Annotated in this window: 20 protein-coding genes; 18 read left to right on the forward strand and 2 right to left on the reverse strand. The window is 71.5% G+C overall.

Annotation, left to right across the window (positions count from 1 at the left end; genetic code table 11):
* Positions 1-17: 17 nt before the first annotated feature.
* From hisH to HNR19_RS08625, 4 genes are read left to right on the forward strand one after another with little or no spacing between them, the layout of a single operon-like run.
* The gene (hisH, locus tag HNR19_RS08610; RefSeq protein ID WP_179667529.1) at positions 18-662 is read left to right on the forward strand and encodes an imidazole glycerol phosphate synthase subunit HisH; all 645 of its coding nucleotides are present in this window, start codon (positions 18-20) and stop codon (positions 660-662) included.
* A complete protein-coding gene (gene priA / locus HNR19_RS08615; protein WP_179667530.1) occupies positions 659-1,399 on the forward strand; it encodes a bifunctional 1-(5-phosphoribosyl)-5-((5-phosphoribosylamino)methylideneamino)imidazole-4-carboxamide isomerase/phosphoribosylanthranilate isomerase PriA in 741 nt (246 codons plus the stop codon). Before hisH ends, priA begins: the two co-directional genes overlap by 4 nt.
* Positions 1,396-2,166, forward strand: a complete 771-nt coding sequence (hisF, locus tag HNR19_RS08620; protein WP_179667531.1) for an imidazole glycerol phosphate synthase subunit HisF — start codon at positions 1,396-1,398, stop codon at positions 2,164-2,166. The genes priA and hisF overlap by 4 nt, the downstream gene beginning before the upstream one ends.
* A gap of 17 nt (positions 2,167-2,183) precedes the next feature.
* Positions 2,184-2,549, forward strand: a complete 366-nt coding sequence (locus HNR19_RS08625) for a hypothetical protein (RefSeq protein ID WP_179667532.1) — start codon at positions 2,184-2,186, stop codon at positions 2,547-2,549.
* A 21-nt stretch (positions 2,550-2,570) separates the two neighbouring features.
* On the opposite strand, the gene HNR19_RS08630 is transcribed toward HNR19_RS08625, so the two are convergent.
* Positions 2,571-3,647, reverse strand: a complete 1,077-nt coding sequence (locus tag HNR19_RS08630; protein WP_218910189.1) for a serine hydrolase — start codon at positions 3,645-3,647, stop codon at positions 2,571-2,573.
* 55 nt (positions 3,648-3,702) lie between these two features.
* On the opposite strand from HNR19_RS08630, the gene HNR19_RS08635 reads away from it, so the two are divergent.
* From HNR19_RS08635 to HNR19_RS08665, 7 genes are all read left to right on the forward strand, one after another.
* The gene (locus tag HNR19_RS08635; protein WP_179667534.1) at positions 3,703-4,107 is read left to right on the forward strand and encodes a YjbQ family protein; all 405 of its coding nucleotides are present in this window, start codon (positions 3,703-3,705) and stop codon (positions 4,105-4,107) included.
* 76 nt (positions 4,108-4,183) lie between these two features.
* The gene (locus HNR19_RS08640) at positions 4,184-6,013 is read left to right on the forward strand and encodes an ABC transporter transmembrane domain-containing protein (RefSeq protein ID WP_179667535.1); all 1,830 of its coding nucleotides are present in this window, start codon (positions 4,184-4,186) and stop codon (positions 6,011-6,013) included.
* Entirely contained in the window at positions 6,010-7,791 is a 1,782-nt protein-coding gene (locus tag HNR19_RS08645; protein ID WP_179667536.1) for an ABC transporter transmembrane domain-containing protein, read from the forward strand. The genes HNR19_RS08640 and HNR19_RS08645 overlap by 4 nt, the downstream gene beginning before the upstream one ends.
* A 253-nt stretch (positions 7,792-8,044) precedes the next feature.
* Positions 8,045-8,386 carry a phosphoribosyl-AMP cyclohydrolase gene (hisI, locus tag HNR19_RS08650; protein ID WP_425490656.1) on the forward strand — a complete coding sequence of 114 codons (342 nt, stop codon included), beginning with the start codon at positions 8,045-8,047 and terminating at the stop codon, positions 8,384-8,386.
* Positions 8,379-9,017 carry a Trp biosynthesis-associated membrane protein gene (locus HNR19_RS08655; RefSeq protein ID WP_179667538.1) on the forward strand — a complete coding sequence of 213 codons (639 nt, stop codon included), beginning with the start codon at positions 8,379-8,381 and terminating at the stop codon, positions 9,015-9,017. The genes hisI and HNR19_RS08655 overlap by 8 nt, the downstream gene beginning before the upstream one ends.
* A 54-nt stretch (positions 9,018-9,071) precedes the next feature.
* On the forward strand, positions 9,072-9,272 hold the full coding sequence (locus tag HNR19_RS08660) for an HGxxPAAW family protein (protein ID WP_179667539.1): 201 nt from the start codon (positions 9,072-9,074) through the stop codon (positions 9,270-9,272).
* A gap of 26 nt (positions 9,273-9,298) precedes the next feature.
* Positions 9,299-9,733 (forward strand): DUF2752 domain-containing protein, encoded by a 435-nt coding sequence (locus HNR19_RS08665; protein ID WP_179667540.1) that lies wholly within the window; start codon positions 9,299-9,301, stop codon positions 9,731-9,733.
* 57 nt (positions 9,734-9,790) lie between these two features.
* Here the strand turns inward: HNR19_RS08665 and HNR19_RS08670 are convergent, their stop codons facing one another.
* Positions 9,791-10,114: a DUF4190 domain-containing protein gene (locus HNR19_RS08670; RefSeq protein WP_218910191.1), complete on the reverse strand. Its 324-nt coding sequence runs from the start codon at positions 10,112-10,114 to the stop codon at positions 9,791-9,793.
* A gap of 140 nt (positions 10,115-10,254) precedes the next feature.
* Between HNR19_RS08670 and trpC the strand changes: the two genes are divergently transcribed.
* From trpC to HNR19_RS08705, 7 genes are all read left to right on the forward strand, one after another.
* Positions 10,255-11,058, forward strand: coding sequence for an indole-3-glycerol phosphate synthase TrpC (gene trpC / locus HNR19_RS08675; protein ID WP_179667541.1), 804 nt, complete (start codon positions 10,255-10,257; stop codon positions 11,056-11,058).
* Positions 11,042-12,283 (forward strand): tryptophan synthase subunit beta, encoded by a 1,242-nt coding sequence (gene trpB / locus HNR19_RS08680; protein ID WP_343047111.1) that lies wholly within the window; start codon positions 11,042-11,044, stop codon positions 12,281-12,283. The genes trpC and trpB overlap by 17 nt, the downstream gene beginning before the upstream one ends.
* Positions 12,280-13,089 carry a tryptophan synthase subunit alpha gene (gene trpA, locus HNR19_RS08685; protein ID WP_179667543.1) on the forward strand — a complete coding sequence of 270 codons (810 nt, stop codon included), beginning with the start codon at positions 12,280-12,282 and terminating at the stop codon, positions 13,087-13,089. The genes trpB and trpA overlap by 4 nt, the downstream gene beginning before the upstream one ends.
* Positions 13,090-13,160: 71 nt before the next feature.
* Positions 13,161-13,721: an SCO family protein gene (locus tag HNR19_RS08690; RefSeq protein ID WP_246303494.1), complete on the forward strand. Its 561-nt coding sequence runs from the start codon at positions 13,161-13,163 to the stop codon at positions 13,719-13,721.
* On the forward strand, positions 13,718-14,653 hold the full coding sequence (lgt, locus tag HNR19_RS08695; RefSeq protein WP_179667545.1) for a prolipoprotein diacylglyceryl transferase: 936 nt from the start codon (positions 13,718-13,720) through the stop codon (positions 14,651-14,653). The genes HNR19_RS08690 and lgt overlap by 4 nt, the downstream gene beginning before the upstream one ends.
* 90 nt (positions 14,654-14,743) lie before the next feature.
* Positions 14,744-19,306 (forward strand): glutamate synthase large subunit, encoded by a 4,563-nt coding sequence (gene gltB / locus HNR19_RS08700; RefSeq protein ID WP_179667546.1) that lies wholly within the window; start codon positions 14,744-14,746, stop codon positions 19,304-19,306.
* 30 nt (positions 19,307-19,336) lie between these two features.
* Positions 19,337-20,806 (forward strand): glutamate synthase subunit beta, encoded by a 1,470-nt coding sequence (locus HNR19_RS08705; RefSeq protein WP_179667547.1) that lies wholly within the window; start codon positions 19,337-19,339, stop codon positions 20,804-20,806.
* The last annotated feature ends 52 nt before the right edge of the window (positions 20,807-20,858 follow it).

The raw sequence follows: 20,858 nt of genomic DNA on the forward strand, positions 1-20,858 counted from the left end.
GTGAACGAGTCGACGCAGTGAGCGTTCCCAATGTGGTTGTCCTGGACTACGGGTCCGGCAACCTCCGCTCCGCCGTGCGCGCGGTCGAGCGCGCCGGTGCCGCGGTGACGCTCACGGGCGACCTCGACGCGGCGATGGCGGCCGACGGTCTCGTCGTGCCTGGCGTCGGCGCCTACGAGGCGTGCATGAAGGGCCTGCGGGCGATCCGCGGCGAGCGGATCATCGCGCGCCGGCTCTCCGGCGGCCGCCCCGTGCTCGGCATCTGCGTGGGCATGCAGATCCTCTTCGACCGGGGCATCGAGCACGGCGTCGAGACCGAGGGCTGCGGCGAGTGGCCGGGCGTCGTCGAGCGGCTGCAGGCGCCGATCGTGCCGCACATGGGGTGGAACACCGTCGAGGTGCCCGCCGGCTCGCGGCTCTTCGCCGGGCTGGAGGACGAGCGCTTCTACTTCGTGCACTCCTACGGCGTCCGCGACTGGACGCTCGAGACCAACGACCGCACCCCGGACAGCCACCAGCCGCTGGTCACCTGGGCCGAGCACGGGGGCGACCGCTTCGTCGCGGCGGTGGAGAACGGACCGTTGTGCGCCACGCAGTTCCACCCGGAGAAGTCGGGGGATGCGGGCGCCGTACTGCTGAGGAACTGGGTGGAATCACTGTGAGCGACTACCTCGAGCTGCTGCCCGCCGTCGACATCAAGGGCGGCCAGGCCGTCCAGCTGGTGCAGGGCGTCGACGGGTCGGAGAAGCGGTTCGGCGATCCGATCGAGGCCGCGCTCCGCTGGCAGGAGGCCGGCGCGGAGTGGCTGCACCTCGTCGACCTCGACGCCGCGTTCGGCCACGGCGAGAACCGCCGCCTCCAGGCCGAGATCGTCGGCCGTCTCGACATCAAGGTCGAGATGAGCGGCGGCATCCGCGATGACGAGTCGCTCGAGGCTGCGATGGCGACCGGCTGCCGCCGGGTCAACATCGGCACCGCCGCGCTGGAGCAGCCGGAGTGGTGCGCCAAGGCGATCGCGACGTACGGCGACCGCGTCGCCGTGGGCCTCGACGTGCGAGGCCGCACCCTCGCCGCGCGCGGCTGGACCCAGGAGGGCGGCGACCTCTACGAGACGCTCGCCCGCCTCGACTCCGAGGGCTGCGCGCGCTACGTGGTCACCGACGTCAACAAGGACGGCATGCTCCAGGGCCCCAACCTCCAGCTGCTGCGCGACGTGTGCGACGCGACCGACCGGCCGGTCGTGGCCTCCGGCGGGGTCACCACGCTCGACGACATCCGCGCGCTCATGGAGCTGGTGCCGATCGGAGTCGAGGGCGCCATTGCCGGCACCGCGCTCTACACCGGTCAGTTCACGCTCGAGGACGCGCTCGCGCTGACCTTGCCCCAGGACCGCGCGTGAGCCTCGCCGTCCGGGTGATCCCGTGCCTCGACGTGGACGCGGGGCGCGTGGTCAAGGGCATCAACTTCAAGGAGCTGCGCGACGCGGGCGACCCGGTGGAGCTCGCCCGGACCTACGACGCCGAGGGTGCCGACGAGCTGACCTTCCTCGACATCTCCGCCTCGCACGAGGGGCGCGCGACCACGCTGGAGATCGTGTCGGCGACCGCGGAGCAGGTCTTCATCCCGCTCACCGTCGGGGGCGGCATCCGCTCGGTCGACGACGTCGACCGGATGCTCCGCGCCGGCGCCGACAAGATCGCCGTCAACACCGCCGCGATCCACCGGCCGGAGCTGGTGGCCGAGATCGCCGACCGGTTCGGCAACCAGGTCCTCGTGCTGTCGGTCGACGCCCGGCGTGCCACGGGGGAGTCCCGCACCGACTCCGGGTTCGAGGTGACCACCCACGGCGGCCGCAAGTCCGCCGGGATAGACGCGATCGAGTGGGCGTCCCGGGCGGCAGCCCTCGGCGCGGGGGAGATCCTGCTCAACGCGATGGACGCCGACGGCACCGAGGACGGCTTCGACATCGAGCTGCTCCGCGCGGTGCGGAGCGAGGTCTCGGTTCCTGTGATCGCATCCGGGGGAGCAGGGGCGGCCGAGCACTTCCCGCCGGCGGTCGAGGCCGGCGCCGACGCCGTGCTGGCGGCCACGATCTTCCACTTCGGCAAGGTGCGGGTCGGCGAGGTCAAGGACACGCTCGCCGGCGCGGGTTATCCCGTCCGCTGACCGGGTAGGACGGGCGCATGACGCAGAGCTACGAGGTCTACGGCGGCGGCGCCCAGGGTGACGACGTGCCGTGGGAGCTCCAGGACCCGTCGGTCGCCGGCGGCGACGACGGTCCCTGGCTGGTGGCCATCGAGTACGCCAACGGCTCCGAGCAGCGCCCCGCCACGGTGGTCGACGTCGGCGGGGTCCGGCACCCGAGCCGCGACGACGCGCTCGTCGCGGCGCGGAAGTCGGCGTTCGAGTTCGACCCGCCCGACCCGTTCTCACCGCAGAGCCGCCAGGTGTTCCGGGACGGCCCGGACGGTTTCCTCGTCATCATCGAGGGCGCGATGAGCACGTGGCACATGAGCGTGCGGGTGGTGCAGCACGTGGGCGACGCCTGAGCCGCCATCCCCAGGGACCCGTCAGAGGTCGGGCTCGAGCAGCCGCCAGACCTCCTCGCCGCGGTCGTGCCCGCCGAGGCCCCGGGTGACGTACGCCGCCGCGTAGTCCGCCGTGTCGTCCGGCCCGAGCGCGACCCAGCCGCTGCTGCCACCGGCACCGCCCATGCCGATCTCCCGCCGTCCGCCCCGCAGGGCGTCGACCTGGAAACCGAGCGTCCACGCCACCTCACGGCCGAGGACGCCGTCCGGTCCCGTCCGCTGCGGCGTGACGTACTCGCGGTGGAGGCCCGGGCCGAGGAGGCGCGCGACCGGACCGTCGGCGGCGAGGTCGGCGTAGAACCGCGCCAGGCCGCGGGCCGTCGCGTGCAGCGAGATCGCCGGGAAGCTGGTGCGGCGCCAGCGCTCGCTGTTGAGAACCGCCGGGTCGAGCAGTCCGGGAGGCCGCCCGATCGCAGGCGCCCAGCGGGGGTCCGTCAGGTAGGCGTCGGGCCAGGTGTCCGCGACGGCGACGACGTCGGCCACCCGGCCGAGCTCGCCGACCGGGACCGACAGATGGAGGTCCCACCCGTGTCGCGCGGCGATCGCGGCGAACCGCTCGTCGAGCGACTGCCCGGTCGACCGGCGCAGCAGCTCGTCGCAGAGGTGGCCGTAGGTCAGCGCGTGCTCGGCGACTGCCGTGCCCGGCTCGTGTGCCGGCTCGGCATCGGCGAGCAGCGCGACGAGTGCGTCGCGGTCGTCGTACGCGATGCCGGCGGCCGCCTCGGGGAAGGCGGGGAGGCCCGCCTGGTGACTCAGCACGTGACGGACGGTGGTCTCCTGCTTGCCGTGCGTGGCGTACGCCGGCCAGATGTCGGCGACCCGCTGGTCGAGTCCGAGCACATCGGTCGCGACGGCCTCCAGGACGGTGAGCGCGGCCAGCGGCTTCGCGCACGAGTACGTCATCACGAGCGTGTCGGAGGTCCAGGGGGTGCCCTCGCCGCGGTGGCCGGTCATGGCCTCGACCGTCGACCCGTCCGGCCGGATGACGCACGCCGCCGCACCAGGCTCGCGGCCATCGTGGTGCAGTCGGTCCAGGACGGCTGCGAGCTGGTCATGCACGCGGGCGATTGAACCACGCGCCGTCCGCCTTTGCGGGGCGCGCCATGATCGCGGCATGGACTCCGAGACCAGGACCTACCGCACCGGCAGCGAGGAGCGCGTCCTCGACATCACCGGCGACTGCGCCGACTACGTGCGCACCAGGGACTCCGGGCTGCTCCACGTATTCGTGCCTCACGCGACGGCCGGGATCGCGATCCTCGAGACCGGAGCCGGCAGCGACGACGACCTGCTCGCGGCGCTCGGCGACCTGCTCCCGGCCGACGACCGGTGGATCCACAAGCACGGCAGCCCGGGGCACGGTCGGTCCCACGTGATGCCGGCGCTCGTGCCGCCGTACGCGACGGTCCCGGTCCTCGACGGCCGGCTCGCCCTCGGCGCCTGGCAGAGCATCTGCCTCGTCGACCTCAACGTCGACAACGCCGAGCGCGACGTACGGTTCAGCTTCCTGGCTGGCTAGGGGCGGTGCGAGGGAATAGCGTGCCCGCCCGGGCCGGTTGGCCCGGAGTATCGAGGACGGCTGGGAAGCAGGCAGGGTGAGCGAGAAGACGGGTACGACGGGCGCGGGCTTCGCCGTCCTCTGGGTGGCCATCAAGCGCGAGCCGTGGGTCTTCACGCTCTCGACGATCGGCAGCCTGCTCTTCGGCGCCTTGACCGTCGCCGACGCGTGGGTGTTGGGCTGGTCGACCGACCACGTCGTGCTGCCCGCCTTCCGCGACGGGGAGATCGGCGCCGGCCTGCTCTGGGCGGTGCTCGGGCTGTTCGTGGGCGTCGCCATCCTGCGCGCGGTCGGCATCGTCGCCCGCCGCCTCGGCGCCGGCGTCATGCAGTACCGGATGCAGGCCCACACCCGCCGCGCCGTGACCCGTCAGTACCTCAGCCTCCCCATGTCGTGGCACCAGAAGCACCCGACCGGCGAGCTGCTCTCCAACGCCAACTCCGACGTCGAGGCGGCGTGGGGGCCGATCGCCCCGCTGCCGATGGCAGTCGGGACGGTCGCGATGATGTTGATCGCCGTCGTGCAGATGCTGGTCGCCGACCTGGTGCTGGCGATCGTCGGCCTGCTGGTGTTCCCGCTCGTGATCGCGACCAACGTGGTCTACCAGCGGCTCGCGCAGGGCTGGGCGACCCGTGCCCAGCAGCTGCGCGCCGAGCTCAGCGAGATCGCCCACGAGTCCTTCGACGGCGCGATGGTGGTCAAGACCCTCGGCCGCGAGCCCCAGGAGACCGAGCGGTTCCGCGCCAAGGCCGCCGAGCTGCGCGAGGCCAACATCAAGGTCGGCCGGATCCGCGCCGCCTTCGACCCGACCCTGGCCGCGCTGCCCAACCTCGCCGTGCTCGTCGTCCTCGTCATCGGCGTCAACCGGGTCATCAGCGGCGCCACGGACGCCGGCGACGTCGTCACGGTCGCCTACCTGCTGACGGTCGTCTCGTTCCCGATCCGCTCGATCGGCTGGCTGCTGGGGGAGTTCCCGCGGAGCGTGGTCGGCTACCGGCGCGTCGACGCGGTGCTCCGGGCGACCGGCAGCATGGAGTACGGCGCCGCAGCCGCCCCGACCGGCGAGGCCGGCGCGCGGCTCGAGGTCGACGACCTCGCCTACGGCTACCAGCCCGACCGGCCGCTGCTCGCGGACCTCACGTTCACCGTCGAGCCGGGCCGCACGGTCGCCCTCGTCGGCGCCACCGCCTCGGGCAAGAGCACCCTCACCACGCTGCTCACCCGCCTCGTCGACACCGACCGCGGCACGATCCGGGTCGACGGCGTCGACGTACGAGACCTCGAGCACGGGGGCCTCGCCGAGGTCGTCGCGGTCGTGCCGCAGACGGCCTTCCTCTTCGACGACACCGTGCGCGGCAACGTCACGCTCGGCGCCGACGTCCCCGACGCGGAGGTGTGGGAGGCCCTGCGCACGGCGCAGGCCGACGGCTTCGTCGCCGCGCTTCCGGACGGTCTCGACACCCGGCTGGGGGAGCGCGGCACGTCGCTCTCCGGCGGGCAGCGGCAGCGCATCTCCCTCGCCCGGGCGCTCGTACGGCGCCCGCGGCTGCTGATCCTCGACGACGCCACGTCGGCCGTGGACCCGGAGGTCGAGGCGCGGATCCTCGCCGGTCTGCGCGGGGAGCCGGAGGTTTCGAGGCTCGGGCCTGGCGGCCCTCGCACCTCAACCACCGGCAGCACGCTCGTCGTCGTCGCCTACCGCAAGGCCACCATCGCCCTGGCCGACGAGGTGCTCTTCCTCGCCGACGGCCGCATCGTCGACCGCGGCCCGCACGACGAGCTGGTCGCGCGCAACGCCGACTACGCCCGTCTCGTCAACGCCTACGAGACCGAGCACGGCCGACCGGAGGAGGTGGCCGCACCGTGACGATCCTCGACACCGGAGAGTCCATCGGCGGCTGGGAGACCATCCGCCGCGGCATCAGCCACTCGCCCGAGCTCACCGAGGGCATCGGTCGCACCCTCCTCCTCGCGGTGCTCGCGTCGACCGGTCAGGTCGTCGTACCGATCACCGTGCAGCAGACCATCGACCACGGCCTGCGCGACGCGGGCGGGCCCGACGTCGGGTTCACGACGGCGATGGCGCTCGTGGCCGCCGCCGCGATCGTCGTGACGAGCTGGGCGTCGTACGCGATGACGGCGCGCCTGTTCTCGACGTCCGAGCGCGGCCTGGCGACGCTGCGGGTCAAGGCGTTCCGCCACGTGCACGACCTGCCGCTGCTCACGCAGAACACCGAGCGCCGCGGCGCCCTCGTCTCGCGGGTGACCAGCGACGTCGACCAGGTGAGCCAGTTCCTGGTGTTCGGCGGCCTGTTGTTCGTGGTCAGCATCGGCCAGGTCCTCGTGGCGACCGTCGTGATGCTGTTCTACAGCTGGCAGCTCGCGCTGGTCGTGTGGGTCTGCTTCGCGCCGCTGTTCCTGTCGATGCGGTGGTTCCAGCGCAAGCTGTCCGAGGCGTACGGCGTGGTCCGGCGCCAGGTGGGCGTGCTGCTCTCGGCCATCTCCGAGCCGGTCGTCGGCGCGGCCGTCGTGCGGTCCTACGCCGTCGAGGCGCGCACCCAGGAGCGGATCGACGCCGCCGTCGACGCCCACAAGGCCGCGAGCACGCGGGCCCAGGGCTTCACGGTGTTCTCGTTCTCCCTCGGCGGCATCTCGGCGGGCCTGGCCAACGCCGGCGTGCTGATCATCGGCATCTGGCTCGGCTTCGCCGACGACATCACCGCCGGCGAGGTGCTCGCGTTCGCGTTCATCGTCACCCTGTTCGTCGGCCCGGTGCAGATGGGCACCCAGATCCTCACCGACGCCCAGAACGCCATCGCTGGCTGGCGCCGGGTCATCGGCATCCTCGACACCCCCGCCGACCTGGTCGACCCCGGCCCGGACGGGCGGGTGCTCCCGCACCACGCGGTCGACGTGCGCTTCGAGGACGTCGGGTTCGCCTACCCCGGCGGGCCGCCGGTGCTCACCGACATCGACCTCGAGATCCCGGCCGGGCGCCGGGTCGCGGTCGTGGGGGAGACCGGCTCCGGCAAGTCGACGATCGCCAAGCTGCTCACCCGGCTGATGGACCCGACCACCGGCCGGGTGCTGATCGACGGCATCGACCTCCGCGACGTCGCCGAGGCGTCGCTGCGCTCGAGCGTGGTGCTGGTCCCGCAGGAGGGCTTCCTGTTCGACGACTCCCTGGCCGCCAACGCGCGGTACGGCCGGCTCGACGCGACCGACGCCGAGATCGCCGCGGCGGCCGAGGAGCTGGGCCTCGGCGACTGGCTGGCGGGCCTGCCGGACGGGCTGGCGACGATGGTCGGCCAGCGCGGGGAGTCGCTGTCCGCGGGGGAGCGCCAGCTGGTCGCGCTGCTCCGCGCCCAGCTCGCCGACCCCGACCTGCTCGTGCTCGACGAGGCCACCAGTGCCGTCGACCCCGAGCTCGAGATGCGCATCGGGCGCGCGCTCGAGCGGCTGATGTCCGGCCGCACCTCGGTCACCATCGCCCACCGGCTCTCCACGGCCGAGGCCGCCGACGAGGTCGTGGTCGTCGACAAGGGTCGGATCGTGCAGCGCGGCCCCCACGCCGAGCTCGTCCGCGACGAGGACAGCGTGTACGCCGCGCTCCACCGGTCGTGGGTCGCCCAACAGGCCCGGTGACCCACCCGCCCTCGAATCCCCCTCGATGGAGGGTCGAGTTGTACCTCATGGCGCGTCGAGTTGTACCTGATGGTCCGCCGAGTTGTGCCTGCTGGCTCGGCCGTGGTCCGTACGTCCTCCACCGAGCCAGGACGGCTAGCTCGGCAAACCATCAGGTACAACTCGGCGAACCATGACGTCGGATTCGGCAGACCATGAGGGCGGATTCGGGCCAGCACGGGGGTCTGTTTCGACGGCGTCGATAATGGAGGGCGTGAGCACCCTCGACCCGACGATCGCCGAGCGCCTCAGGCGCAACCCCGACGGGCTGCTGCCCGCGATCGTCCAGCAGCATGACACCGGCGAGGTGCTGATGCTGGCGTGGATGGACGACGAGGCGCTGCACCGCACGCTGACCACCGGCCGGGGGACCTACTGGAGCCGCTCCCGGCAGGAGTACTGGGTCAAGGGCGAGACCTCGGGCAACCCCCAGCACGTCAAGGAGGTCCGCCTCGACTGCGACGGCGACACCCTGCTGGTCAAGGTCGACCAGGAGGGCGTGGCGTGCCACACGGGTGACCGCACCTGCTTCGACAGCGGGCTGATCGGTGCCTGACGCAGCCACGCCCACCCCCGACACCGACCCGCGGCGCCGTACGTTCGCGCCCGTGGTGCTGGTCGGCCTCGCCGCGAGCGTGCTGACGGCGATCGCGGGCCACCGGGCGATGCTCCGCATCCCCGAGTCCGCCCTCGAGGACATCGGCATGGCGTCCTACGGCGGCACCGACGCCGCGGCGTCGGAGTTCCCGCTCGCGGGCGCGCTGGGTCTCGTCGCGCTTGCCTGCTGGGGCGTGCTCCTCGTCACCCGCGGGCGGCTCCGCCGCCTGGTGGCGGTCCTCGCGACCCTGAGCGCGGCCGGCGTCGTCGCGGTGGCCGTGGTGGGCGGCTTCCTCCAGGCTGACGACTACATCAGCGACGCGACCCGCCAGCTCGGCTACATCGGGCTCAGCGGCGACCTCGGCGCGGTCCGCACCGGGTGGTTCTGGGCCGCCCTGTTCGGCAGCGCGGTCGCCACGGCCGCAGGCGCGGCCGCCGTACGCCTGGCTCCGGCGTGGCCCGAGATGGGCAGCCGGTACGACGCACCCGCCGCCGGTGGTGCCGCGACAGCGACCGTCGCGCCCGCCGAGGAGCTCTCCAGCACCGAGCTGTGGAAGTCGCTCGACGAGGGCGACGATCCGACGGCGTGAGCAACCCATAGACTCGGCACAGCACACCCAAACACCCGCGAGGAGCACGCACGCATGTCCGACAACCACGGCAACACCCCTGCGGCCTGGACCGCCGTCTTCGTCGCGCTGGTCGGGTTCGTCGTCGGCGGCGTCGGGCTGATGCTGTCGCCGGTGAGCATGCCGATCTTTTGGGTCGGCGTCGTCATCGTCGTCGCCGCGGGTGTCGTCTTCGTCGCGATGGACAAGATGGGTCTGCACACCTCAGACCACTGAGCCCACTGACCGACCGAGGAGGGTCGATGGCCGCCACCGCGCAGGTTGAGAGCGTCGCCCGCGACAGCCGCGCGCGCCGGCTGCTCGGGCCGGCCCTGGTGGCGGGCGGCATCTCGGCGGCCACGGTCGCGCTGCACTTCCGCGACCCGCACGCGGAGGGCTCCTGGGGCATCTGCCCGACCGCCGCGATGGGCCTCGCCTGCCCCGGTTGCGGCGGCCTGCGCGCGGTCAACGACCTCACCAACCTCCAGCTGGTCGACGCGGCGTCGAGCAACCTGCTTTTCGTCGCCTCGATCCCGCTGTTGTTCTACGTCTTCTACCGCTGGACCAGCGGCCGGTGGTCCGGACGACCGTGGGAGCCGTCCGAGCGCGCGATGAAGTACTCGGCGGTCGCGGTCATCGGGCTCATGGCCGTCTTCACGCTGCTGCGCAACCTGCCCGGCTCCTGGCTCGCCCCCTGAGAAATAGCCGATGGGCCACGGCCGGAGCCGTGACCCATCGGTCGAGTGCGGTGTGCGTCAGCTGGTGCTGAGCGACACGCTGCCTGCGATCGCGAACATGATGATGTAGAACACGATGCCGAGCACGGACAGCACCGTGCCGATGATGCCGCAGATGTAGCCGGCCTTGATCACGCCCGCGTTGCTGTAGGCCTGGCCGTCGTTCGACGCCTTCCTGCCCATGATGATCGCGGGGATGCCGGTGAAGATTCCGCAGCAGACGATGCTGAGGATCCCGAGGATCAGGATGGTCGTGCCCTGCGGGTGCTCCATCGGGGCGCCGCCGTATGCGGGCTGGGGTGCTCCGTAGCCGCCCGGAGGCGGGGGCGCGTTGTAGCTCACGTGTCTACCCTTCGTCGGGCCCGGGTCAGTCTCCGGGCAGTGTCTGGGAGGCTATCCACCTCGTGCCACACTCGAAACCACCTGGCGCGGGGTTGCGCGGAATTCATTTGCTGGTCGAGATGGCAGACAACGGAGGCGTCATGACTGCGGGCTCAGTGCTCGACGAGATCGTCGCCGGCGTCCGCGAGGACCTCGCGGCCCGTCAGTCGGCGGTCAGCGAGGCCGACCTGCGCGCCGCGCTCGCCGACGTCGACCCGCCGCGCGACCCGATGCCGCACTTCCGCGCGCCGGGCTCGAGCGTGATCGCGGAGGTCAAGCGCAAGAGCCCCAGCAAGGGCGCGCTGGCCGACATCCCCGACCCCGCCGCGCTCGCGCAGGAGTACGCCGCCGGCGGCGCCCACGCGATCTCCGTGCTCACCGAGCAGCGGCGCTTCGGCGGCAGCCTCGACGACCTGCGCGCCGTGCGGGCCGCGGTCGACGTACCGATCCTGCGCAAGGACTTCATGGTCGAGAGCTACCAGCTGCTGGAGGCCCGGGCTGCCGGCGCCGACCTGGTGCTCCTCATCGTGGCGTCGCTCGACGACGAGACCCTCCGCCGACTCCACGACGAGGCGCGCGAGCTCGGGCTCACCGTGCTGGTCGAGGTGCACGACGAGGAGGAGACCGAGCGTGCGGTGTTCCTCGGCGCCGAGCTGATCGGCGTCAACGCCCGCAACCTCAAGACACTCGAGGTCGATCCCGACGTCTTCGCCCGGCTGGAGCCGCTGGTCCCCGACGACCGGGTGCTGGTGGCCGAGTCCGGGATCTCCGGCCGCTCCGACGTGGAGCGCTACGTCGCCGAGGGGGCCCGGGTGGTGCTCGTCGGCGAGGCGTTGGTGAAGGACGGCGCGCCGCGGGAGGCGGTGCGCAGCATGACAGGAGTTCATGGTGACCTCGCGCTTTGACGCGGACCAGCACGGGTGGTTCGGAGGCGCCGGCGCCTTCGGCGGCCGGTTCATGCCCGAAGCCCTGATCGCGGCGCTCGACGAGCTCGACACCGCCTGGGAGAAGGCGATGGCCGACCCGAGCTTCGGCCACGAGTTCGAGCAGCTGCTCCAGAACTACGCCGGGGTGCCGAGCATGCTCTACGACGCGCACCGCCTCTCCGAGGTGGCGGGCGCGCGGATCCTCCTCAAGCGCGAGGACCTCAACCACACGGGGGCGCACAAGATCCGCAACGTGCTCGGCCAGGCGCTGCTCACCAAGCGGATGGGCAAGACGCGCGTCATCGCCGAGACCGGCGCCGGTCAGCACGGCGTCGCCTCGGCCACCGCCGCGGCCTACCTCGGGCTCGACTGCACCGTCTACATGGGCGAGGTCGACACGGAGCGGCAGGCGCTCAACGTGGCGCGGATGCAGCTGCTCGGCGCAGAGGTGGTGCCGGTCAAGAGCGGCTCGCGCACGCTCAAGGACGCCATCAACGAGGCACTCCGCGACTGGGTCGCCAGCGTCGACCACACCGCCTACCTGTTCGGCACCGCCGCCGGCCCGCACCCGTTCCCCAGCCTGGTCCTCAGCTTCGTGCGCGGCATCGGCGACGAGGCGCGCCAGCAGTGCCTCGACCTGACCGGTGCGCTGCCCGACGCGATCGCGGCCTGCGTCGGCGGCGGCTCCAACGCGATCGGCCTCTTTGCCGGCTTCATCGACGACCCGGAGGTCGACATCTACGGGTTCGAGGCCGGCGGCGACGGCGTCGAGAGCGGGCGCCACGCTGCCACGATCTTCGCCGGCAGCATCGGCGTGCTCCACGGCGCGCGCACGTTCGTGCTCCAGGACGACGACGGCCAGACGGTGGAGTCGCACTCGATCTCGGCGGGCCTCGACTACCCGGGCGTCGGGCCGCAGCACGCCGCGCTCTCGGCGGGCGGGCGGGCGACGTACCTCCCCGTCACCGACGCCGAGGCCATGGACGCCATGGCCCTGCTCGCGAAGACCGAGGGCATCATCCCGGCCATCGAGTCGGCGCACGCCGTCGCCGGCACGCTCAAGGTCGCCAAGGAGCGGCCCGGCCAGACCCTGCTGGTCAACCTCTCGGGTCGCGGCGACAAGGACATGGGCACCGCGCTGGAGTACTTCGGGCTCGGGCGCGCCGATGCCGAGCAGCCGCCGGGAGAGGGTGTCGAGGCATGAGCAGCAGCACCGCCTTCGAGAAGGCGCGCGCCGACGACCGAGCCGCGCTCGTGGGCTACCTGCCGGCCGGCTTCCCCGACGTCGACGGCAGCATCGCCGCGCTGAAGGTGATGGTCGAGGCCGGCTGTGACGTCATCGAGATCGGCCTGCCCTACAGCGACCCGGTCATGGACGGGCCCACCATCCAGACCGCGGCTCAGCAGGCGCTCGACGCGGGCGTCCGCACGACCGACGTGCTGCGCGTCGTGGAGGCGGTCGCCGCGACCGGCACCCCGACGCTGGTGATGACCTACTGGAACCCCGTCGAGAGGTACGGCGTCGAGCGCTTCGCCGCCGATCTGGCGAGCGCCGGGGGAGCGGGGCTCATCACGCCCGACCTGACGCCCGACTTCGCTCCTGAGTGGATCGCCGCCGCCGACGAGCGCGACCTCGACAAGGTCTTCCTCGTGGCCCCCTCGTCGACCGACGAGCGGATCGCGATGACCACGGCCGCGTGCCGCGGCTTCGTCTACGCCACCGCCGTCATGGGCGTCACCGGTGCGCGCGCCAGCACCAGCGAGCTGGCCGGGCCGCTCGTCGCCCGCACCAAGGCGGCGGCTGCGCAGTCGGCGCCCGGCCTGCCGGTCGGGGTCGGCCTCGGCGTCAGCAACGGCGCGCAGGCCGCCGAGATCGCGGCGTACGCCGACGGCGTCATCGTCGGCTCGGCGTTCGTCCGCACCCTGCTCGACCACCCGGGTGACATCGAGGCCGGCTGCCGTGCGCTGGGCGCGCTCACCGAGGACCTGGCAGGAGGCGTCCGGTCTTGAGGTCTCGATACGCCGTCGCTCGTTCCTCGCGACGGCTACTCGACCACCAATGGGCGGCCGCAGTTGCCGGGTTGTTCCTGCTCGGTGCGTGCGGCGGCGACTCCACCGAGTTCGCCGGCTCGCGGCTCGACGAGCCCTACCAGGTGCCGGGCGTCGCGCTAACGGACACCACCGGCGCGCCGTACTCCCTGACCGAGGACACCGACCGCCCGCTGACGCTGGTCTTCTTCGGCTACACGCACTGCCCCGACCTGTGCCCACTGGTGATGAGCAACCTGTCCGCGGCCCTCAACCAGCTCGACGACGACCAGCGCGACGACGTCGACCTGGTGTTCGTCACCACCGACCCGGAGCGCGACGACGAGGCCGCGCTGCGCGACTACCTCGACGGCTACGGCGACGACATCGTCGGCCTCACGGGCAGCCTCGACACCATCGTCGAGCTGGGCGAGCCGATGCACGTCTACGTCAACGACGGCAAGAAGCTGCCGAGCGGTGGCTACGATCTCGGCGGTCACACCACCGCGGTCCTCGGCATCGACGCCAGCGACGAGGCCGTCGTGGTCTGGTCCGACGACACCTCCGCGACGGAGTTCGCGAACGACATCGAGACCCTCCTGGAGGAGTCATGATCGAGCTGCTGAGCATTCCGAGCCCCGCCGACGGGGTGTGGAACCTCGGCCCGGTGCCGATCCGCGGCTACGCGCTGTGCATCATCGCCGGCATCATCGCCGCGATCTGGATCGGCGAGCGCCGCTGGGTCGCCCGCGGCGGCAAGTACGGCGACATCCAGGACATCGCCATCTGGGCGGTCCCGTTCGGGCTGGTCGGCGCCCGGCTCTACCACGTCGCGACCGACTGGGAGCGCTACTTCGGCGACGACAGTGTGGAGGGGCCGATCGGCATCCTCTACGTCTGGCACGGCGGCCTCGGCATCTGGGGCGGCGTCGCGCTCGGTGCCCTCGGCGCCTGGCTCGGCGCGCGCTACAAGGGCATTCGGATCGCGCCGGTGCTCGACGCCGTCGCTCCCGGCGTGCTGGTCGCGCAGGCGATCGGCCGGTGGGGCAACTGGTTCAACCAGGAGCTCTACGGTCGGCCGACCGACCTCCCGTGGGGCCTCGAGATCGACCGGGCCCACTTCAGCGAGGCCTACGTCGACCAGGCGCCGTCGCCGTTGCCCGAGATGGCGACGTTCCACCCGACCTTCCTCTACGAGTGCCTGTGGAACCTCGCGGCCGCTGCGCTGATCGTGTTCTTCCTCGAGAAGCGCTTCAAGCTCGGCCATGGCCGCGTGATGGCCGTCTACGTGATGCTCTACACGCTCGGGCGCGGCTGGATCGAGTACATCCGGATCGATGACGTCCAGCTCGAGAACGTGCTCGGCCTTCGGTTCAACGTGTGGACCTCGATCGTGCTGTTCGCGCTGGCCACGGCGTACTTCGTCTGGTCGCAGCGCACCCACCCGGGCGTCGAGGAGTCGGTGTACGTCGACCGTGAGCCTGATGTGACGGATGCGACTGCGGAGGAGGCTCCGGAGGCGTCCACGGATGGCTCCGGGGGATAAACGGCGCGTCACACTGTAGTAACCTGAGGCTTCCGCCGCGTGGGCCAGTGACGTCCCTTGCGCCCTCTTTAGCCGACGGGAGAACTTCTGGTGCCCTACTCGCACGCGTTCCCGCCGCCGCAGGGTCTGTACGACCCTCGTCACGAGCACGACAACTGTGGTGTTGCGTTCGTCGCGACGATGACCGGCGAGGCCAGCCACGACATCGTGGCCAAGGCCCTGACTGCCCTCCGCAACCTCGACCACCGCGGTGCCGCGGGCGCCGAGCCCAACTCGGGCGACGGCGCCGGCATCCTGATGCAGGTGCCCGACGCGTTCCTGCGCGACGTCGCGACCGAGGCCGGCTTCGAGCTGCCCGCGGCCACGACGTACGCCGTCGGCACCGCGTTCCTGCCCGGTGACGACGAGCAGGTCGCCAAGACCCGTCAGCGCATCGAGGAGATCGCCGTCGAGGAGGGCCTCGACGTCCTCGGCTGGCGCGAGGTCCCGGTCAACCCGGAGATCCTCGGCACCATGGCGCGCAGCGTCATGCCGACGTTCACCCAGCTGTTCGTCCAGGGATCCGGCCAGCGGCTGACCGGGATGGCGCTGGAACGGCTCGCGTTCTGCCTGCGCAAGCGCGCCGAGCGCGAGACCGACGTCTACTTCCCGTCGCTGTCGTCGCGCACCCTCGCCTACAAGGGCATGCTGACGACCGACCAGCTCGACAACTTCTTCCCCGACCTGGTCGACGAGCGCATCGCCTCGGCGCTGGCCGTCGTCCACTCGCGGTTCTCGACCAACACGTTCCCGAGCTGGCCGCTGTCGCACCCGTTCCGGTTCATCGCCCACAACGGCGAGATCAACACCGTCATGGGCAACCGCAACTGGATGCGGGCCCGCGAGGCGCTGCTGTCCTCCGACGTGATCCCCGGCGACCTCGAGCGGCTGTTCCCGATCTGCACGCCCGGCGCCTCGGACTCCGCGTCGTTCGACGAGGTCCTCGAGCTGCTGCACATGGGCGGCCGCAGCCTGCCGCACTCGGTGCTGATGATGATCCCCGAGGCGTGGGAGAACCACACCGAGATGGACGAGAAGCGGCGCGACTTCTACCGCTTCCACTCCACGATGATGGAGCCGTGGGACGGCCCCGCCTGCGTCGTCTTCACCGACGGCTCGCAGATTGGCGCCGTGCTCGACCGCAACGGTCTCCGCCCGTCGCGCTTCTGGGTGACCGACGACGGCCTCGTCGTCCTCGCCTCCGAGGTCGGCGTGCTCGACCTCGACCCGGCCACGGTGGTCCGCAAGGGCCGCCTCCAGCCGGGCCGGATGTTCCTCGTCGACACCGAGGAGCACCGGATCATCGAGGACGAGGAGATCAAGGCCGAGCTCGCCGCGGAGCACCCGTACGGCGAGTGGCTCCACGCCGGGATGATCCACCTCGACGACGTGCCCGAGCGCGAGCACGTGGTCCACACCCACGCGTCGGTGACCCGCCGCCAGCAGATCTTCGGCTACACCGAGGAGGAGCTGCGGATCCTGCTCACCCCGATGGCCAACACCGGTGGCGAGGCGCTCGGCTCGATGGGCACCGACACCCCGATCGCGGCGCTGAGCGACAAGCCGCGCCTGCTGTTCGACTATTTCTCGCAGCTGTTCGCGCAGGTGACCAACCCGCCGCTCGACGCGATCCGCGAGGAGCTCGTCACCTCGCTCAACGGCAGCATCGGCCCGGAGTCCAACCTGCTCCAGCCGACGCCGGCGTCGTGCCGCCAGGTCGTCCTGCCGTTCCCGGTCATCTCCAACGACGACCTGGCCAAGATCCGCCACATCAACCGTGACGGCGACATGCCGGGCTTCATCACCCACGTGTCGCGCGGTCTCTACCCCGTCGACGGCGGGGGAGCGGCGATGGCCCAGCGGATCGACGAGATCTGCCAGGAGGTGTCCGACGCGATCGCGCGCGGCGCCCGGATCATCGTGCTGTCCGACCGCCACTCCGACCAGCAGCAGGCGCCGATCCCGTCGCTCCTGCTGACCGGTGCGGTCCACCACCACCTGGTGCGCGAGAAGACCCGCACCCAGGTCGGGCTCCTCGTCGAGGCCGGCGACGTGCGCGAGGTCCACCACGTCGCGCTCCTCGTCGGGTACGGCGCGGCCGCGGTCAACCCGTACCTCGCGATGGAGTCCGTCGAGGACCTCGCGCGGGACGGCCACTTCGTGAAGGTCGACCCCGACGTCGCGGTCAAGAACCTGATCAAGGGTCTCGGCAAGGGCGTCGTCAAGGTCATGTCGAAGATCGGCGTGAGCACCGTGGCGTCGTACACCGGCGCCCAGATCTTCGAGTGCATCGGCCTCTCGCAGACCGTCGTCGACAAGTACTTCACCGGCACCACCTCCAAGCTGGGTGGGGTCGAGCTCGACACCATCGCCGAGGAGGTCGCGCTCCGGCACAGCAAGGCCTACCCGCGGGAGGGCATCGCGCCCGCCCACCGGGAGCTGGAGATCGGCGGCGAGTACCAGTGGCGTCGCGAGGGCGAGCCGCACCTCTTCAACCCGGAGACGGTGTTCCGCCTCCAGCACGCCACCCGCACCGGCCGCTACGACATCTTCAAGCAGTACACGTCGGCGGTCGACGAGCAGTCCGAGAAGCTCATGACGCTGCGCGGGCTGTTCAAGTTCAAGGACCCCGCCGACTACGACCGGGCGCCGATCCCGATCGACGAGGTCGAGCCGGCGTCCGAGATCGTCAAGCGGTTCTCGACCGGCGCCATGTCCTACGGCTCGATCAGCCGGGAGGCCCACGAGACGCTGGCCATCGCCATGAACCGCCTGGGCGCGAAGTCCAACACCGGTGAGGGCGGCGAGGACGTCGACCGTCTCTACGACCCCGAGCGGCGCAGCTCGATCAAGCAGGTCGCGTCCGGTCGCTTCGGCGTGACGAGCGAGTACCTCACCAACTCCGACGACATCCAGATCAAGATGGCGCAGGGCGCGAAGCCCGGCGAGGGCGGCCAGCTGCCCGGCAACAAGGTCTACCCGTGGGTGGCCAAGACCCGGCACTCCACGCCGGGCGTCGGCCTGATCAGCCCGCCGCCGCACCACGACATCTACTCGATCGAGGACCTGGCGCAGCTCATCCACGACCTCAAGAACGCCAACCCCGCGGCCCGCGTCCACGTGAAGCTGGTCTCCGAGGTCGGCGTCGGCACGGTCGCGGCGGGTGTGTCGAAGGCGCACGCCGACGTGGTGCTGATCTCCGGCCACGACGGCGGCACCGGCGCCTCGCCGCTCACGTCACTCAAGCACGCCGGCGGCCCGTGGGAGCTCGGCCTCGCCGAGACCCAGCAGACGCTGCTGCTCAACGGCCTGCGCGACCGCATCGTCGTGCAGACCGACGGCCAGCTGAAGACCGGCCGCGACGTCGTCGTCGCGGCTCTGCTCGGGGCCGAGGAGTTCGGCTTCGCCACCGCGCCGCTCGTGGTGTCGGGCTGCATCCTGATGCGCGTCTGTCACCTCGACACCTGCCCGGTCGGCGTCGCGACCCAGAACCCGGTGCTGCGCTCGCGCTACACCGGCAAGGCCGAGTACGTCGTGAACTTCTTCGAGTTCATCGCCGAGGAGGTGCGCGAGCTGCTCGCGTCGCTGGGCTTCCGCAGCATCGACGAGGCCATCGGCCGGGTCGACGCGCTCGACACGGTCGGTGCCGTCAACCACTGGAAGGCCTCGGGACTCGACCTGGCACCGATCCTGCACCGGGTCGACGTCGCCGAGACCCACTTCCCCGACCAGGACGTGCGCAACACCGGCACCCAGAACCACGGGCTGGACAAGGCGCTCGACGTCGAGCTGATCAAGATCGCGCAGCCGGCGCTCGACAACGCCGAGCCGGTCCGCGCCCAGGTCGCGATCCGCAACGTCAACCGCACCGTCGGCACGATGCTGGGCCACGAGGTGACCAAGCGCTACCGCGGTGAGGGCCTGCCCACCGACACGATCGACATCACGTTCACCGGCTCGGCCGGCAACTCGTTCGGTGCGTTCGTGCCCAGGGGCATCACCCTGCGGATCGAGGGCGACGCCAACGACTACGTCGGCAAGGGGCTGTCGGGCGGGCGGATCGCGATCCGCCCGGACCGCAGCGCGCCGTTCCGCGCCGACGAGCACATCATCGCCGGCAACACCATCGCCTACGGCGCGACCTCGGGTGAGATCTTCATCCGCGGTGGCGTCGGCGAGCGGTGCTGCGTCCGCAACTCCGGTGCCACCGTCGTCACCGAGGGCGTCGGCGACCACGGCTGCGAGTACATGACCGGCGGCCGCGTCGCCGTGCTCGGCAAGACCGGCCGCAACTTCGCGGCCGGGATGTCGGGCGGCATCGCCTGGGTCCTCGATCTCAAGGAGTTCCGGGTCAACCCGGAGCTCGTCGAGCTCGGCCCGGTCAGCGAGGCCAACAAGGCGGAGCTGCACGACATGGTCCGCAAGCACCAGGAGGAGACGGGATCCGAGGTCGCGGCAGAGCTGCTGGCCGACTGGGAGACCGCCCTCACCCGGTTCACCGAGGTGATGCCGCGTGACTACCGGATCGTGCTCGAGGCGGCGGCGAAGGCCGAGGCCGACGGGCTCGACGAGGACGGCGTCGCCAACGCGATGATGGAGGCACTCCACGGATGAGCGCAGCGAAGGAGTGGAGGGGACGTACCGATGGCTGACCCCAAGGGATTTCTGAAGCACACCCGCCAGGTGGCCGAGCGCCGCCCCGTCGAGGAGCGGGTCAACGACTGGAACGAGGTCTACCCCGGCGGGATCGGCCGCGCGCTGCTGCCGATCATCACCGAGCAGGCCGGTCGCTGCATGGACTGCGGCATCCCGTTCTGCCACCAGGGCTGCCCGCTCGGCAACATCATCCCCGAGTGGAACGACCTGGTCTGGCGTGACGACTGGGAGGGCGCGATCGAGCGCCTGCACGCGACCAACAACTTCCCGGAGTTCACCGGCCGCCTCTGCCCGGCACCGTGCGAGACCGCCTGCGTGCTCGGCATCAACCAGCCCGCGGTGACGATCAAGAACGTCGAGGTCTCGATCATCGACAAGGCGTGGGAGTCCGGCTTCGTGCGGCCCCAGCCGCCGGAGTGGCTGTCCGGCAAGACCGTGGCCGTCGTCGGCTCCGGCCCCGCCGGCCTCGCTGCCGCCCAGCAGCTCACCCGCGCCGGGCACACCGTCGCCGTCTACGAGCGCGCGGACAAGCCGGGCGGACTGCTCCGCTACGGCATCCCCGAGTTCAAGATGGAGAAGATGCAGGTCGACCGCCGCATCGAGCAGATGAAGCGCGAGGGCACGGTCTTCCGCTCCGGCGTCGAGGTGGGCGCCGGTGACCTGACGGGCGAGAAGCTCAAGGAGCGCTACGACGCCGTCATCCTCGCGACCGGCGCGACGGTCCCCCGCGACCTGCCGGTGCCGGGGCGCGAGCTCGGTGGCATCCACCAGGCGATGGAGTTCCTGCCGCAGGCCAACCGGGTCGCACTGGGGGAGACCGTCGAGGACCAGATCCGTGCCGACGGCAAGCACGTCGTGATCATCGGCGGCGGCGACACCGGCGCCGACTGCCTCGGCACCTCCGCGCGCCAGGGCGCCGCCTCGATCACCCAGCTCGAGATCATGCCGGAGCCGCCGGCCGACCGGCCCGCCGGCCAGCCGTGGCCGACGTACCCGATGATCTTCCGCGTCTCCTCCGCGCACGAGGAGGCCGGCGACCGGGTCTACGGCGTGTCCACCAAGAAGTTCATCGGCGACGAGCAGGGCAACGTCAAGGCGCTCCAGCTTGTCGACGTGAGGTTCGAGGACGGCAAGCTCGTGGAGCTCGAGGGCACCGAGCGCGAGATCCCGGCCGAGCTGGTGCTGTTCGCGATGGGCTTCCTCGGTCCCGAGGGTCCGGGCCTCGTCGAGCAGCTCGGCGTCGACCTCGACCAGCGCAGCAACGTGGTCCGGGACAACGACTACATGTCGTCGGTCGACGGCGTGTTCGTGGCCGGCGACGCCGGTCGCGGCCAGTCGCTCATCGTGTGGGCCATCGCCGAGGGGCGCGCCGCCGCCGCCGCGGTCGACGCCTACCTCACCGGCTCCACCACGCTGCCGGCGCCGATCCCGCCGACGGCCCGCCCGCTCGTCGTCTGACCCGAGTCGGCGCGTCTTCACGCTCTGAGGTGCCGAGTCGGCTCGTGATCAC

Source organism: Nocardioides thalensis (assembly GCF_013410655.1).
GTDB classification, from domain to species: Bacteria; Actinomycetota; Actinomycetes; order Propionibacteriales; family Nocardioidaceae; genus Nocardioides; species Nocardioides thalensis.